This window comes from Streptomyces sp. NPDC046900, assembly GCF_040644975.1.
Taxonomy (GTDB): domain Bacteria; phylum Actinomycetota; class Actinomycetes; order Streptomycetales; family Streptomycetaceae; genus Streptomyces.
In genome coordinates, this window is record NZ_JBEYXD010000024.1 from 69,140 (window position 1) to 81,796 (window position 12,657).

The window sequence follows — 12,657 nt, forward strand, 5'->3', positions numbered from 1 at the left end:
GAGCTGGGCGGATCACGGTGCTGAATTGCGGGCGGTGGAACAGTCGGGGCACAGGCCCCAGTAGATGACCTCGGCCTCGTCGATCGAGAAGCCGTGGTCGTCGGACGCGGTCAGGCAGGGCGCCTCGCCGACGGCGCAGTCCACGTCGGCGACGAGACCGCACGACCGGCACATGACGTGGTGGTGGTTGTCCCCGACGCGTCCCTCGAACCGCGGCGGGCTCCCGGCCGGTTCGATCCGGCGGACGAGTCGCGCGGCGGTGAGCGCGTGGAGGGCCTCATAGACGGCTTGAAGCGAGATGTGGCCCACACGATCGCGCACCCCGGAGGCGATGGCCTCGACGCCGAGGTGGTCGCCGTCCCGGACGGTCTCGAGCAGCGCGACACGGGCCGCTGTCACCCGCAGGCCGGCACCGCGCAGCTCCTCGGCGGTGGTCGGGGGCTGGGATGCGGTCATGACGCTCAACCTAGTCCCATAAACACGAGAGTCACAAGCAAACGAATGGTTCAAGTCTGGTGGTCAGTCAGGGCGCCTGCCGGGTCTTGTTGACCTTGAGATTCCGCTCGCATGTCGAGAGTGCCGGGCATCCGCTGAGGAACACGTACTGATCCCGGCGGTCCGTTCGTCACGATGAAAGAACGAGTGCACGTAGCCCCCGGTGGTCAGACGGGCAGTCGCATCACCCGGGCGCCAGGGCTTCACACGCGCACACGCGACGCTCCCCGGACCCCCTCCCGCCCGCGCCCGGCAGGAACCGGAGGGTGCTGTTCCGTGATATCCGCCACACCGCTTCGGGAACTAGGGGTGCCGGGTAGTAGACGCATCCCCGACGACATATGGGATTTGTCCGGCTTGGCGTTGCGACCCGTCGCGCCGGGCTCGGGGTGGTCCCGGCGCGACGGCGCTCTCCCTCGTGGTCGCCGCCCAAAGACTTCTGACGGGCCGACAGGATTTCGATGCGCCCGGACGAGCCCGCCAGCATGCTCCCGCACGCGCGGCAAGGCCCGCCCGAACCTACGAAGCGAGGTAGTGGAAGGGGCGGGAAGGCCCTTTGCGCTCGATGTGAACCGGTCCTAAGAATGGCGACCCCGGACTACGTCTCCGCAGTTCGTCAGCGGAGTCTGCGCAGAGCCAGCCGCACAAGGGGCGCTCGGCGACTACCGAGTGAGGTCACGCATGAGCAAGCATCGCAAAGAGAAGCGTCTCCGGCGGATAGCCATCGCCGCGGCCGCCATAGCCGCCGTGGGGGTGCCGTCCGTCGCGGTGGCCTGCGCCGACTGGGGGAACGGCGGAGGACACCAGGTCTCCAGCGCCCCGAAGCAGCGGGCCGAGGTCAAGGGCTGGTGGAACGGCTCCGACTGGTACCACGACTGGACGGCCGACGGGCACAGCCAGCCCACCGCGGCGGCGTCGAACACTCCGACCGCCACCGCGCCCGCCCCCCGGACCACCGCTCCGCAGCGCAAGGCCACCGCGCCCACGCACCCCAGGAAGACCGTGGCCCCCGCGCCGAGGACCACCGCCCCTTCCGCTCCGAAGACCACCGCCGCCCCGGCCGCGACCCCCACACCGTCGAGCCCCGCGGCAGCGACCGCCACGGCGCCCGCGACCGTCGCCCGCATCCTGGCACTCGTCAACGCCGAGCGCAGCAAGGTCGGCTGCTCGGCGTTGACCCTGAACGCGACCCTGACCAAGGTGGCCCAGGCACACAGCGAGGACATGGCGGCCCACCGCAACATGTCGCACACCGGGTCGGACGGGTCTTCCCCGGGCGACCGGATCACGCGCGCCGGCTACAACTGGAGCACCTACGGCGAGAACGTCGCCTACGGCTACGCCACGCCCGAGGAGGTCATGGCGGGCTGGATGTCCAGCCCGGGTCACAAGGCCAACATCCTCAATTGCTCGTTCAAGGAGATCGGCGTCGGTCTGGCACAGCCCGACAGCTACTGGACCCAGGACTTCGGAGCGGCCCGGTAAGGGGGCCGGCATAGGGGCTGCATGGATAGACCATCCCCGAACTATGTAGTCCCGCCACATGTGCGCCTGACCTGCAACTTCCTACGGTGTGCCGACACGTACCCGTCCCCACCGCACACGAGGAAGTGGCGCACATGGCCTCCGCAGCATCCGCTCCCCCAACAACCGCCAACCTGAAGCGCATCGTCGCCGCCAGCCTCATCGGCACCACCATCGAGTGGTACGACTTCTTCCTCTACGGGTCCGCGGCCGCGCTGGTCTTCAACAAGCTCTTCTTCCCCGACTCCGACCCGCTGGTCGGCACCCTGCTGTCGTTCCTGACGTACGCGGTGGGCTTCGCCGCCCGGCCGCTCGGCGCCCTGGTCTTCGGGCACTACGGCGACCGCCTCGGGCGCAAGAAGCTGCTGGTGCTGAGCCTGCTGCTGATGGGTGGGGCCACCTTCGCCATCGGACTGCTGCCCACACACGCCACAGTCGGCAGCGCCGCGCCCGTCCTGCTCACGGCACTGCGCCTGGTGCAGGGCTTCGCGCTCGGCGGCGAGTGGGGCGGCGCCGTCCTGCTGGTGTCGGAGCACGGTGACAAGCGGCGGCGCGGTTTCTGGGCCTCCTGGCCGCAGACCGGCGCCCCGGCCGGGCAGCTCCTCGCCACAGGCGTGCTGTCGCTGCTGACCGCCGAGCTCTCCGACAGCGCGTTCGGCTCCTGGGGATGGCGCATTCCGTTCCTTCTCTCCGGTGTGCTGGTGATCATCGGTTTGTGGATTCGTCTGTCTGTCGATGAATCGCCTCTGTTCCAGCAGTCGCTGGCGCAGGCCGAGGCCCGTAAGGCGGCCGGCGAGGGAAATACGGAGAAGCTGCCGCTGCTGGCCGTGCTGCGCCATCACTGGAAGGACGTGCTCATCGCCATGGGCGCGCGCATGGCGGAGAACATCAGCTACTACGTGATCACCGCGTTCATCCTCGTGTACGCCACCACGTCGGCCGGTGTCTCCAAGCAGACGGCGCTCAACGCCGTCCTCATCGCCTCCGCCGTGCACTTCGCCGTCATCCCGGCCTGGGGCGCGCTCTCGGACCGGATCGGCCGCCGGCCCGTCTATCTGCTGGGCGCGGCCGGGATCGGCCTGTGGATGTTCCCCTTCTTCTCGCTGATCGACACGGGTGGCTTCGGGAATCTGGTCATCGCGGTGACGGTCGGCCTGGTGCTGCACGGAGCGATGTACGCGCCCCAGGCGGCCTTCTTCTCGGAGATGTTCGCGACCCGTATGCGCTACTCGGGCGCGTCCATCGGCGCCCAGTTCGCCTCGGTGGCGGCCGGCGCGCCGGCTCCGCTCATCGCGACCGCGCTGCTGTCCGACTACGGCAGCTCCACTCCGATCGCGCTGTACGTCATAGCGGCCTCGGTGCTCACCCTGATCGCCGTGGGCGTCGCGAAGGAGACACGGAACCGCGATCTGGCCCGCGTCGACTCCGTTTTCGGAGCGGAGCCCGTGGAGGCACCTGCGGCGGACGCGCGTACCGTCTGACCTCCAGCTCGTGAGCCCGGCCCCGTGCGCCTGCGCGTGCGGGGCCGGTCCGCGTCGGCTGCCGCGGGCCCAGGCCCGGGCCCGTACACGGGCCGCGCCCTGAACGGCGGGGACAGGCGCTCGGGTCAGCGGGCGGCGGGGGACATCGACAACCGGTGCAGCCGCAGGGCCAGTTGTATCTCCAGGGCGCGGGCCGGGCTCTGCCAGTCGTCGCCCAGGAGCCGGCACACCCGCTCCAGACGCTGCGCCACGGTGTTCACATGGACGTGCAGTTCGTCCTTGGTGCGTGCCGGGCTCATCCCGCACGCGAAGTACGCGTCGAGGGTGCGTACGAGGTCGGTGCCGCGCCGCTCGTCGTAGGCGACGACCGCACCGATCGTGCGTTCGACATAACTTGCGATGTCCCGGTCCCCGGCGAGCAGCAGTCCCAGGAAGCCGAAGTCCTCGGCGGCGGCCCCGTCCCCGGCGCGGCCCAGCAGGCGGAGCGCGTCGAGGCAGCGCTGCCCCTCCGCGTAGGCCGCAGCCACCAGTTCGGGGCGGCCGGCCAGGCCCTCCAAGGGTGCGGACGCGCCGACGGTGACCTTCTCGTGGACCGCCGTGCCCAGTTGTCCGGCGGTGCGGCGGGCGACGTCCGTCGCCGTGTCGCCCGGCTCCAGCGGCAGCAGCAGAACCGTACCGCCGTCACGGGCGGCGGCCAGTCCCTGCCGGGTGGCCGCCAGGTGGGACGCGGCGGACCACAGACGGCGGCGAGCGGCCGCTTCCTGGTCGGCGTCGGCCGGCGCGCCGTCGAGGCGGGCGGCGAGCACCACATGGGTGGCGTCGAGGTCGGCGCGCAGCCGTGCCGCGCGCTCGCGCAGCACCCGTGGGTCGCGGTCGCGGGCGTCGAGGAGGTCGTCCAGCAGCTCACCGCGCACGCGCTGCTCGGCCTCGGCGGCCGAGCGGCGGGCGAGCAGCAGCAGGGAGGTGACCATCGCGGCACGCTCCAGGGTGCGCTGGTCGACCGGATCGAGCAGCGGATGCCCGCGCAGGACGAGCGCGCCGAGCAGCTCTCCGCCGGCCGCGACGGCGGCGATCCAGTCGTCCCCGTGCCGCACGGCGTGGCCCTCGGCGCGGGAGGCCTCGAGGGCGGCAGTGGGGGCGGTGCCCGCCTCGCCGAACTCGACCGTGCCGGCGAGGACCTGGGAGACGGCCGCTGCCACGTCATGCACGCCGCCGCCGCGCAGCACGAGTTCGGCGAGCCGGTCGTGGACGTCCGAGGCGCGCTCGATGGCCGCGCTGCGGTCGCGGATGATCTCGTGGGCGCGGGCGAGCCGGTCCAGGGCCGACCGTGTCTCGGTGAGCAGATTCGCGGTGTCGATCGCGGCGGCGGCCAGCGCGGCGAACGAGCCGAGGAGCGCGATCTCCTCGCGCTCGAAGACCCGGGCACGCCGGTCGGCGGCGAAGAGCACGCCGATCACCTGGGGGCCGATCATCAGGGGGACGCCCAGGATCGCCACGAGCCCCTCGTCGCTCACGCCGCCGTCGATGGTCCGCGTGTGCTGGAAGCGGCCGTCGTTGAAGTAGTCCGGCGTGACATAGGGACGGGCGGTCTGGGCGACCAGCCCGCCGAGCCCCTCCCCCATGCCGAGCCTCAGCTGCTGGAAGCGCGCGGCGACCGAGCCCGCGGTGACCCTCATATAGGTGTCGCCCGCCTTCTCGTCGTGCAGCGTCAGATAGGCGACATCAGTGCTCAGCAGAGACCTGGCGCGCTGCACGATCGCCTGGAGGACGCCGTCGACGTCCCTCGGTCCCGCCAGGTCGTGGGCGGTCTCGAAGAGCGCGGACAGCTCCGCCTCACGGCGGCGTCTGCCCTCCATCTCCGCGCGCACGCGCAGTGCCAGCCGCTTGGCCTGCTCCAGCGCCTCGACCCGCTCCGCGGGCAGGCCCTCGGCGCGTGCGAGCAGCGCCGGCTGCTCGTACGCGTCGGCCGACGCGCCGCGGGCCAGAAGCTCCAGGAACGGCGCCTCGGCACAGGTGCCGGGACGCTCCGGGGACTGTACGTGATCGCGAGACATGCCCCCAGGATGGACCACCGTCGGCCCGCCCCGGCCTGCCCTGTGGACAACTTCTGGCATGCCCCCGCTCAGTGTGCCGTCCAGCCGCCGTCGAGGACCATGGACGTGCCGGTCACGAAGGAGGCCGGTGGACTGCACAGATAGGCCACCGCCTCGGCGACCTCCTCCGGCTCGATCAGCCGCTTGAGGACGCTGTCCTGGAGCAGCACCTCGGACAGCACGCGCTCTTCGGGGATTCCGTGCGCCCGGGCCTGGTCCGCGAGCTGTTTCTCGACGAGGGGCGTGCGCACGTACGCCGGGTTCACACAGTTCGAGGTGACTCCATGGGGGGCGCCTTCCAGCGCGGCTGTCTTCGAGAGCCCCTCGAGTCCGTGTTTGGCGGCGACGTACGCGGACTTGAACGCCGAGGCACGCAGTCCGTGGACCGACGAGATGTTGACGATGCGGCCCCAGCCCTGTCCGTACATATGGGGCAGCGCCCCGCGGATGAGCCGGAACGGAGCCTCCAGCATGACCGTCAGCACGGTGTGGAAGACGTCGGGCGGGAACTCCTCCAGCGGGCGGACCAGCTGCAGTCCCGCGTTGTTGACGAGGACATCGGTGCCGGCCGCGGCGACTTCGGCCGCGTCCAGGTCGGTCAGGTCGAGGACCTGCGGTTCCACGCCGCCCGGGAGGCCGTGGGCGGCGCCGGTGAGGTCGTCGAGTCCGGCGGCGTCCCGGTCGACCGCTCTCACCTTGGCCCCGGCGGCGGCCAGCCGCAGCACACAGGCGCGGCCGATGCCGCCGGCGGCACCGGTGACGAGGGCGGTGCGTCCGCGGAGGTCGAGGGTGGTGAAGTGGGGCGCGGTCATGGGTCGACCCTAGACACCGCCCCTCCCCCACCCCATATGGTCACCACCCATACTTCACAAGGAATTGGTGGGGCTGAACCATGTGGGTGCATCCGACAGCGCCTGCTTGATCCGAAGCAGTCCGAACTCGTTCAGCTCCGGCAGCGCGTCCACCGTGAACCAGCGGACGTCCAGCGACTCGTCGTCGTTGACACGCGCCTCGCCGCCGACGGCCCGGCAGCGGAACGTGATGTCCATGTACTGGCACTGGTCGCCGTTCGCGTACGTCACCGGCTCCAGAGCCTGCACCAGCACGACCCGTTCGGGGACGCAGCGCACCGCCGTCTCCTCGTACACCTCGCGCTCGGCGCAGGCCGCGGGCTGCTCCCCCGGCTCCGGAATGCCGCCGATCACCGACCACCTTCCGGTGTCGGCGCGGCGCCCCAGCAGCACCCTGCCGTCGTCGTCGAAGACGATGGCCGTGACGCCCGGGAGCCAGAGCAGCTGATGACCGGCGTCGGCACGGATGGTCCGGATGAAATCGGGAGTAGCCATGGCCAGACCCTAACGGGCCGGTTCCGTTACTCCCGGCGCGTCGGCCCGGACGTCCTGAATGTCGCGGTCGCGGCGGCCACGGACGGCCGACAGCACGGCCCAGCCGAGCCCGCCGGCCGCGACGAGGACGAGCAGTGTCTCGGGCAGGGTGCCGAGCCGCGTGGCGGGTGTCCAGGAGGAACGCAGCGGCACCTTCTGCACGAGGGAGTCCGCCACGAACATCCCGGTCCGCTGGGTGATCTTCCCGTCCGGCAGGATGATCGCGCTGACGCCGCTGGTCACCGGCACGGTGACGGTCCGGCTGTGCTCGACGGCCCGGACGCGGGACATGGCCAGCTGCTGGTAGGTCATCTCGCTGCGGTCGAAGGTCGCGTTGTTGCTGGGTACCGAGATCAGCTGGGCGCCGTCCGTGACGGTGCTGCGCACGGTCCAGTCGAAGGCGGCCTCGTAGCAGGTGACGAGCCCGACCTTGGCGTTCGCCATGGTGAAAACGCCCGGCTTGTGCCCCCGGCTGAAGTCCTGGCGCACCATCGCCGTCCAGTTCTGGTTGATGGCACCGAGGAGCGAGCGCAGGGGGAGGTACTCGCCGAACGGCTGCACCTGCCGCTTGTCGTACGTGTCCACGGGGCCCTTGTCCGGGTCCCACAGGATCTGCTCGTTGTAGAGCTTGCCGTCGCGCTCGACGACTCCACCGACCGAGATCGGTGCGCCGATGGCCTTCGCGGCCGCGTGGATCACGGCTGCGGCGTCAGGGTTGGCGAACGGGTCGACGTCGGAGGAGTTCTCCGGCCAGAGCACCAGGTCCGGCTGCGGCACCTTGCCCGCCCTGACCCTCTCCGCCAGGCGCTCCGTCTCCCGCACGTGGTAGTCGAGCACGGCACGCCGCTGCGCGTTGAACTCGAGCCCGGAGCGCGGCACATTGCCCTGGATGACGGCGACGGTCGCCGTGCCGTTCTCGGCCTTGTCGCTGACCAGGGAGCGGGCGGCGACGGCGCCCACCACCGGGAGGGCCACGGCGATCAGCGCGACAGCGGCCGCCCCGCGGCGTAGTACGCCGCCTGCGCGCCGTGCGTCCACGACGACGCGCACGACCTCGTACAGCCCGAAGCCGCACAGCACGACGGCGAAACCGAGCACGGGAGTGCCGCCGACCGCGGCGAGCGGCAGGAAGACGCCGTCGGCCTGGCCGAAGGCGATCTTCCCCCAGGGGAAGCCGTCGAACGGCGCACGCGCGCGTGCCGCCTCCCCGGCGATCCACACGGCCGCCGCCCACACCGGCCGGCCGGGCAGCCGGGAGACCAGGGCGACGCCGGCGCCCACCAGCGCGATGAAGATCGCCTCCACCGCGACGAGGGCGAGCCACGGGCCGGGGCCGACCTCGACCCCGGTCCACACGAGCAGCGGCAGCAGGAAGCCGAGACCGAACAGGTAACCGAGACCGAGGCCGGCCTTCCAGGTGCGGCCGCGCAGCGCCCAGCCGAAGACGGCGAAGGCCGGGAGGGCGAGCCACCACAGGGTCCGGGGCGGGAAGCTGACGTAGAGCAGCACTCCGGAGAGGGCCGCGGCGGCGGCCGGGACGAGGCGCCGAACCCGGCGGACACCACGGGGTGCGGGCGCTGCCTGGGGTTCGAGCCGTTCCGGCTCGCCCACGGAAGTTGCGGTGACGGTCACCCGGGGAGTCTACGGCGCGTGACCGAACCGCGGACAGTTCGATCCGCTCCCGCGCTCCGGCCGTTCTGCCTGGTCCTGTGCCCCTTGGACCGGACGTTCCGCTCCATGGTTCCTGCGCAACTCATCCACAAACCGGCGCATCAGCCGTTAGCGTGTGCGCGAGCCTCCGGCGACCGGCCCGAACCGGCCGAGTCGGCCGGGGCCCGGCACAGGGGGGCGGCGGGGTGGGATCCACGGGGACGGCGTCCGCGAGCGGGGTCACGGACGCGGACGACGACAGACGAAACGTTTCGGATGTGACGGGTGTCCTGGTGCTCGGCGCCTGCGCGGCATGGTCGCTGATCACGGCCGCCGCGCACGGCGGCCGGCCCGAGGGCGATCTGCTCGCGGTGCTCGCGGTCGCCGCCGGCTATGCGTCCGGGCGCATCGTCGGGGCCCTTCTGCCCGTCGCGGCGCCGACCGCGGGCGCCCTGGCCGGTCTCGGGCTCGCGGTCGCCGCTCCGTATGTCAGGGCGAACCCGCAGTTCGTGACGCCGCTGGGACACACCGGCGCGGTCGCCGCACTGCTCACCCTCTCCTCAGGGGCGGCGTGCTGTGCCGCCTGGGCGGCCCGCACTCCGGCACAGCGGCTCGCGCTGCACCTGGCGGCCGCGGGGATCACGGTGGCCGCGGCGGCGCTCGACTCGACGACGGGTCTCCTGGCCTGCGCCGGCGTACTGCTCTGCTCACTCGCCGCAGGCCGGATGCGCCACCGCGGCCCGGCGCTGGCCGTCCTCGCGCTCGTCGCGGCCCTGGCGGCAGGGACGAGCTGGGCAGTCGCCGAGAACGTGCTGCCGGACGGACTGAGCGCATTCCTGGAGGAACAGCTCAGCGGGCACCGGGTCATGCTCTGGCGCGACGCGCTCACCCTGGTCCACCGGGATCCGGCGTTCGGCGCGGGACCAGGCCGCTTCGGGGAGCTGAGCCCCACCGCCGCGCAGTCCCTCATGCCCGACGGCAAGCCCCACTCGGCGGCATTGCAGCAGGCGGCGGAACAGGGAGTGGTCGGCATGGCCCTGCTCGCGGCGGCCTTCTGCTGGGTTCTGTACGCACTGTGGCGCACCCAGCGGCCCACGCCGATCGCCCTCACGGCCGGCGCCGCTCTGACGGCACTGGCAGTGATCGCCTCGGTCGGCAACGCGCTGAGCTTCACCATCGTCACCGCGGGCGCGGGACTGCTGGCGGGCATCGCGACGGTGCGTCCGCTGACGGACGGGCGGCGGGCAGAGCAGGAGGCGGGCTGAAGGGGTCAGCGTTGTGAGGAAGGGCCTGTCAGTCGCGGATCACTCGCTCGGCCGGGCGCCGGCCGTCTGATCCGCCGGCCGTTCGCCGCCTGCTCCGTCACGTGCGGGCGCAGGTCAGTGCGTGGCACCGGGCAGGCTCGAGTGCAGCCGGGCCCGGATGACCCGTACCGCCGACTCGGCGTTGTCCACGGTGATCGTGAAGGTGTGACCGTCCCAGAGGCGCAGCACGACGCCCTCACCGCGCCGGACGACCACCGCGGTGCCTTTCTCCGGCCGCCAGCGATAACCCCAGCCGCCCCACTGGCGTGGTGTGACCCGGGGGACGAATTCGGCACCGGCGACGAGCGAGAGGGGGATGCGGCGGCGCGGTACGCCGATGTGGCCGCAGCGCACCTCGAGGCACTCTCCGTCGACCTTCACCGCGACGTGGACGAACGCGAGGGTCCCGAAGAGGACGAGCAGTCCGGCCGCGATACAGCCGACGACGGACATGACGAGCGGGGCGACGCCGGACGTCCACGCGGAGTCGACGGCCAGTTCGATACCGAGTGCCATGCACGCGGCACCGCCGAGCGCCAGCAGCCACTGGGCCCGGTTGGTCGCGCGTCCGGTCCAGATATCGGGGTCGCGCTGGGCGTGGTCCCTCATGCATCGAGAGTACCCAGCTTCCGGAGCGCGGGCACGGGGTCGCGCACGGTCACCGGGTCGGAGGCCCGCCCCGTGGGGCGTGGGCCGGCCTCTCAGCGTGCGGGGCTGACCGCCTGGAGGGCCCGGCCCTCGGGGTAGGCCAGCGCCTCGGGCGGCAGCACACCCTCGCGACCGCTGAGCAGCACCACGAGTCCGCCTTCCGCGGCATCCTGCGGCGCCACCGCGTCCGCTCCGATCCGGCGCAGCGCCTGGGCGGCCACCGCCCCGGCCGTTCCGTGCAGGATGAGCGGCGCAAGGCCGGGTTGCTGCACGGCCTCGCGGATACGGTCGGCGACCAGTTCGTAATTGGTGCAGCCGAGAACGACGGTGGTGACGTCTTCGGGGGTGAGCACCGCGGAAGCCGCGATGGCGGCGTCCACCGCCGGGTCGTCGGCGTGGTGCACGGCGTCCGCGAGCCCGGGGCACGGCACCTCGGCGACGGTCACCCCGTCGGCGAAGTCCCGGATGAGATTGCGCTGGTAGGTGCTCCCCGTGGTGGCGGGCGTGGCCCAGATCGCGACGGGTCCGCCGCCCGCCGCGGCGGGCTTGATCGCCGGAACCGTGCCGATGATCGGCAGGTCCGGTTCGAAACGGGCACGCAGGGCGGGCAGGGAGTGCACGGACGCCGTGTTGCAGGCGACGATCAGGACGTCGGGGTCATGTGCCGCGGCGGCCTCGGCAACGGCCAGGGCGCGCGCCGTGATGTCCTCCGGCGTGCGCGGCCCCCAGGGCATTCCGTCCGGGTCCCAGGACAGGACGAGATCCGCGTCGGGCCGCAGACGCCGTACCGCGGCAGCGGCGGGGAGCAGGCCGATTCCGGAGTCCATGAGCGCGATCTTCACCCGGTCACGATAGACGATGTGCCTCGATCGGCCCTCCGGGTGGGGCAGACTGCGCGCGTGAACGCCATCGTGTGGATCGCCGCGGTATCGCTCGCCGCCTGGCTGTGGCTGTTGCTCGCTCAGGGCCTGTTCTGGCGCACGGACGTCAGGCTGCCGCCGCGGGCGGATCCCGGCGACTGGCCGTCCGTGTGCGTCGTCGTGCCGGCACGGGACGAGTCCACGGTGCTGCCGTACAGTCTTCCGTCGCTGCTTGTGCAGGACTATCCCGGTCGCGCCGAGGTCTTCCTCATCGACGACGGCAGTTCGGACGGCACCGGGGACCTGGCGCGGGACCTGGCCGAGCGGCACGGCGGACTGCCGCTGACCGTCGCCTCCCCGGGCGAGCCCCCCGCGGGCTGGACCGGCAAGCTGTGGGCGGTGCGTCACGGGATCTCTCTCGCACAGGCGCGTGCCCCCGAGTATCTGCTCCTGACGGACGCCGACATCGCCCACGCCCCCGACAGCCTGCGGGAACTAGTCGCGGCGGCGCACACCGGAGGCTTCGACCTCGTCTCGCAGATGGCCCGGCTGCGGGTGGAGAGCGTGTGGGAGCGGCTGGTCGTACCCGCGTTCGTGTATTTCTTCGCCCAGCTGTATCCCTTCCGCTGGATCGCGGTGCGGGGATCGCGGACGGCTGCCGCGGCCGGCGGTTGTGTGCTGCTGCGCACCGAGGCCGCCGAACGGGCGCGCATTCCCGACGCCATCCGTCAGGCCGTCATCGACGATGTGGCGCTCGCGCGGGCGGTCAAGAGGAGCGGCGGCCGCATCTGGCTGGGGCTCGCGGACCGCGTCGACAGCGTGCGCCCTTATCCACGGCTGCACGACCTGTGGCGGATGGTCTCGCGCAGCGCCTACGCCCAACTGCGGCACAACCCGCTGCTGCTCGCCGGTACCGTGCTCGGCCTCATCCTCGTGTATGTGGTGCCGTCCGCCGCACTCGTCGCGGGTCTCGTCACGGGGAACGTCGCGGCGGTGGTGATCGGCGGACTCGCGAAACTGGTGATGACAGCCACGTACGTGCCCATGCTGCGCTACTACCGCCAGCCGACGTGGCTCGCCGTGCTGCTGCCGGTCACCGCGTCGCTGTACCTGCTCATGACCGTCGACTCGGCGGTGCAGCACTACCGGGGGCGCGGCGCGGCCTGGAAGGGCCGTACCTACGCCCGCCCGGACGCGGCGTTCGACGAGCAGTGACC

At 72.0% G+C, this 12,657-nt stretch carries 11 protein-coding genes; 4 read left to right on the forward strand and 7 right to left on the reverse strand.

The window, feature by feature from the left end:
- Positions 1 to 12 precede the first annotated feature (12 nt).
- Positions 13 to 456: a Fur family transcriptional regulator gene (locus tag ABZ904_RS23550; protein ID WP_359396469.1), complete on the reverse strand. Its 444-nt coding sequence runs from the start codon at positions 454 to 456 to the stop codon at positions 13 to 15.
- A 720-nt stretch (positions 457 to 1,176) separates the two neighbouring features.
- Here ABZ904_RS23550 and ABZ904_RS23555 point away from each other — a divergent pair.
- Positions 1,177 to 1,980, forward strand: coding sequence for a CAP domain-containing protein (locus ABZ904_RS23555; RefSeq protein ID WP_361825362.1), 804 nt, complete (start codon positions 1,177 to 1,179; stop codon positions 1,978 to 1,980).
- A gap of 134 nt (positions 1,981 to 2,114) precedes the next feature.
- Positions 2,115 to 3,500, forward strand: coding sequence for an MFS transporter (locus ABZ904_RS23560; protein WP_360993894.1), 1,386 nt, complete (start codon positions 2,115 to 2,117; stop codon positions 3,498 to 3,500).
- A 125-nt stretch (positions 3,501 to 3,625) separates the two neighbouring features.
- Here the strand turns inward: ABZ904_RS23560 and ABZ904_RS23565 are convergent, their stop codons facing one another.
- The 4 genes from ABZ904_RS23565 to lnt form a co-directional block, all read right to left on the reverse strand.
- Positions 3,626 to 5,554 carry a helix-turn-helix domain-containing protein gene (locus ABZ904_RS23565; protein WP_359396475.1) on the reverse strand — a complete coding sequence of 643 codons (1,929 nt, stop codon included), beginning with the start codon at positions 5,552 to 5,554 and terminating at the stop codon, positions 3,626 to 3,628.
- Between the two features lie 68 nt (positions 5,555 to 5,622).
- Entirely contained in the window at positions 5,623 to 6,405 is a 783-nt protein-coding gene (locus ABZ904_RS23570) for a 3-hydroxybutyrate dehydrogenase (protein ID WP_359396477.1), read from the reverse strand.
- 54 nt (positions 6,406 to 6,459) lie between these two features.
- Complete coding sequence (locus tag ABZ904_RS23575) at positions 6,460 to 6,939, reverse strand: NUDIX domain-containing protein (RefSeq protein ID WP_360993899.1); 480 nt, start codon at positions 6,937 to 6,939, stop codon at positions 6,460 to 6,462.
- Positions 6,940 to 6,948: 9 nt separating this feature from the next.
- On the reverse strand, positions 6,949 to 8,610 hold the full coding sequence (gene lnt, locus ABZ904_RS23580; RefSeq protein ID WP_360993902.1) for an apolipoprotein N-acyltransferase: 1,662 nt from the start codon (positions 8,608 to 8,610) through the stop codon (positions 6,949 to 6,951).
- A 296-nt stretch (positions 8,611 to 8,906) separates the two neighbouring features.
- Between lnt and ABZ904_RS23585 the strand changes: the two genes are divergently transcribed.
- Positions 8,907 to 9,893: an O-antigen ligase family protein gene (locus tag ABZ904_RS23585; protein WP_361825366.1), complete on the forward strand. Its 987-nt coding sequence runs from the start codon at positions 8,907 to 8,909 to the stop codon at positions 9,891 to 9,893.
- 114 nt (positions 9,894 to 10,007) lie between these two features.
- Here ABZ904_RS23585 and ABZ904_RS23590 read toward each other — a convergent pair whose 3' ends face one another.
- Together ABZ904_RS23590 and ABZ904_RS23595 are read right to left on the reverse strand one after the other, a co-directional pair.
- A complete protein-coding gene (locus ABZ904_RS23590; protein ID WP_359396486.1) occupies positions 10,008 to 10,541 on the reverse strand; it encodes a hypothetical protein in 534 nt (177 codons plus the stop codon).
- 92 nt (positions 10,542 to 10,633) lie between these two features.
- Positions 10,634 to 11,422 (reverse strand): aspartate/glutamate racemase family protein, encoded by a 789-nt coding sequence (locus ABZ904_RS23595; protein ID WP_359396488.1) that lies wholly within the window; start codon positions 11,420 to 11,422, stop codon positions 10,634 to 10,636.
- 57 nt (positions 11,423 to 11,479) lie between these two features.
- Between ABZ904_RS23595 and ABZ904_RS23600 the strand changes: the two genes are divergently transcribed.
- A complete protein-coding gene (locus ABZ904_RS23600; protein WP_360993910.1) occupies positions 11,480 to 12,655 on the forward strand; it encodes a glycosyltransferase in 1,176 nt (391 codons plus the stop codon).
- The last annotated feature ends 2 nt before the right edge of the window (positions 12,656 to 12,657 follow it).

What these genes read in the sequence shown, in the direction of transcription:
- ABZ904_RS23550 (WP_359396469.1), bottom strand. Translation starts at nt 456, where the DNA reads ATGACCGCATCCCAGCCCCCGACCACCGCCGAGGAGCTGCGCGGTGCC.
- ABZ904_RS23590 (WP_359396486.1), bottom strand. Translation starts at nt 10,541, where the DNA reads ATGAGGGACCACGCCCAGCGCGACCCCGATATCTGGACCGGACGCGCG.
- ABZ904_RS23570 (WP_359396477.1), bottom strand. Translation starts at nt 6,405, where the DNA reads ATGACCGCGCCCCACTTCACCACCCTCGACCTCCGCGGACGCACCGCC.
- ABZ904_RS23565 (WP_359396475.1), bottom strand. Translation starts at nt 5,554, where the DNA reads ATGTCTCGCGATCACGTACAGTCCCCGGAGCGTCCCGGCACCTGTGCC.
- ABZ904_RS23560 (WP_360993894.1), top strand. Translation starts at nt 2,115, where the DNA reads ATGGCCTCCGCAGCATCCGCTCCCCCAACAACCGCCAACCTGAAGCGC.
- ABZ904_RS23555 (WP_361825362.1), top strand. Translation starts at nt 1,177, where the DNA reads ATGAGCAAGCATCGCAAAGAGAAGCGTCTCCGGCGGATAGCCATCGCC.
- ABZ904_RS23575 (WP_360993899.1), bottom strand. Translation starts at nt 6,939, where the DNA reads ATGGCTACTCCCGATTTCATCCGGACCATCCGTGCCGACGCCGGTCAT.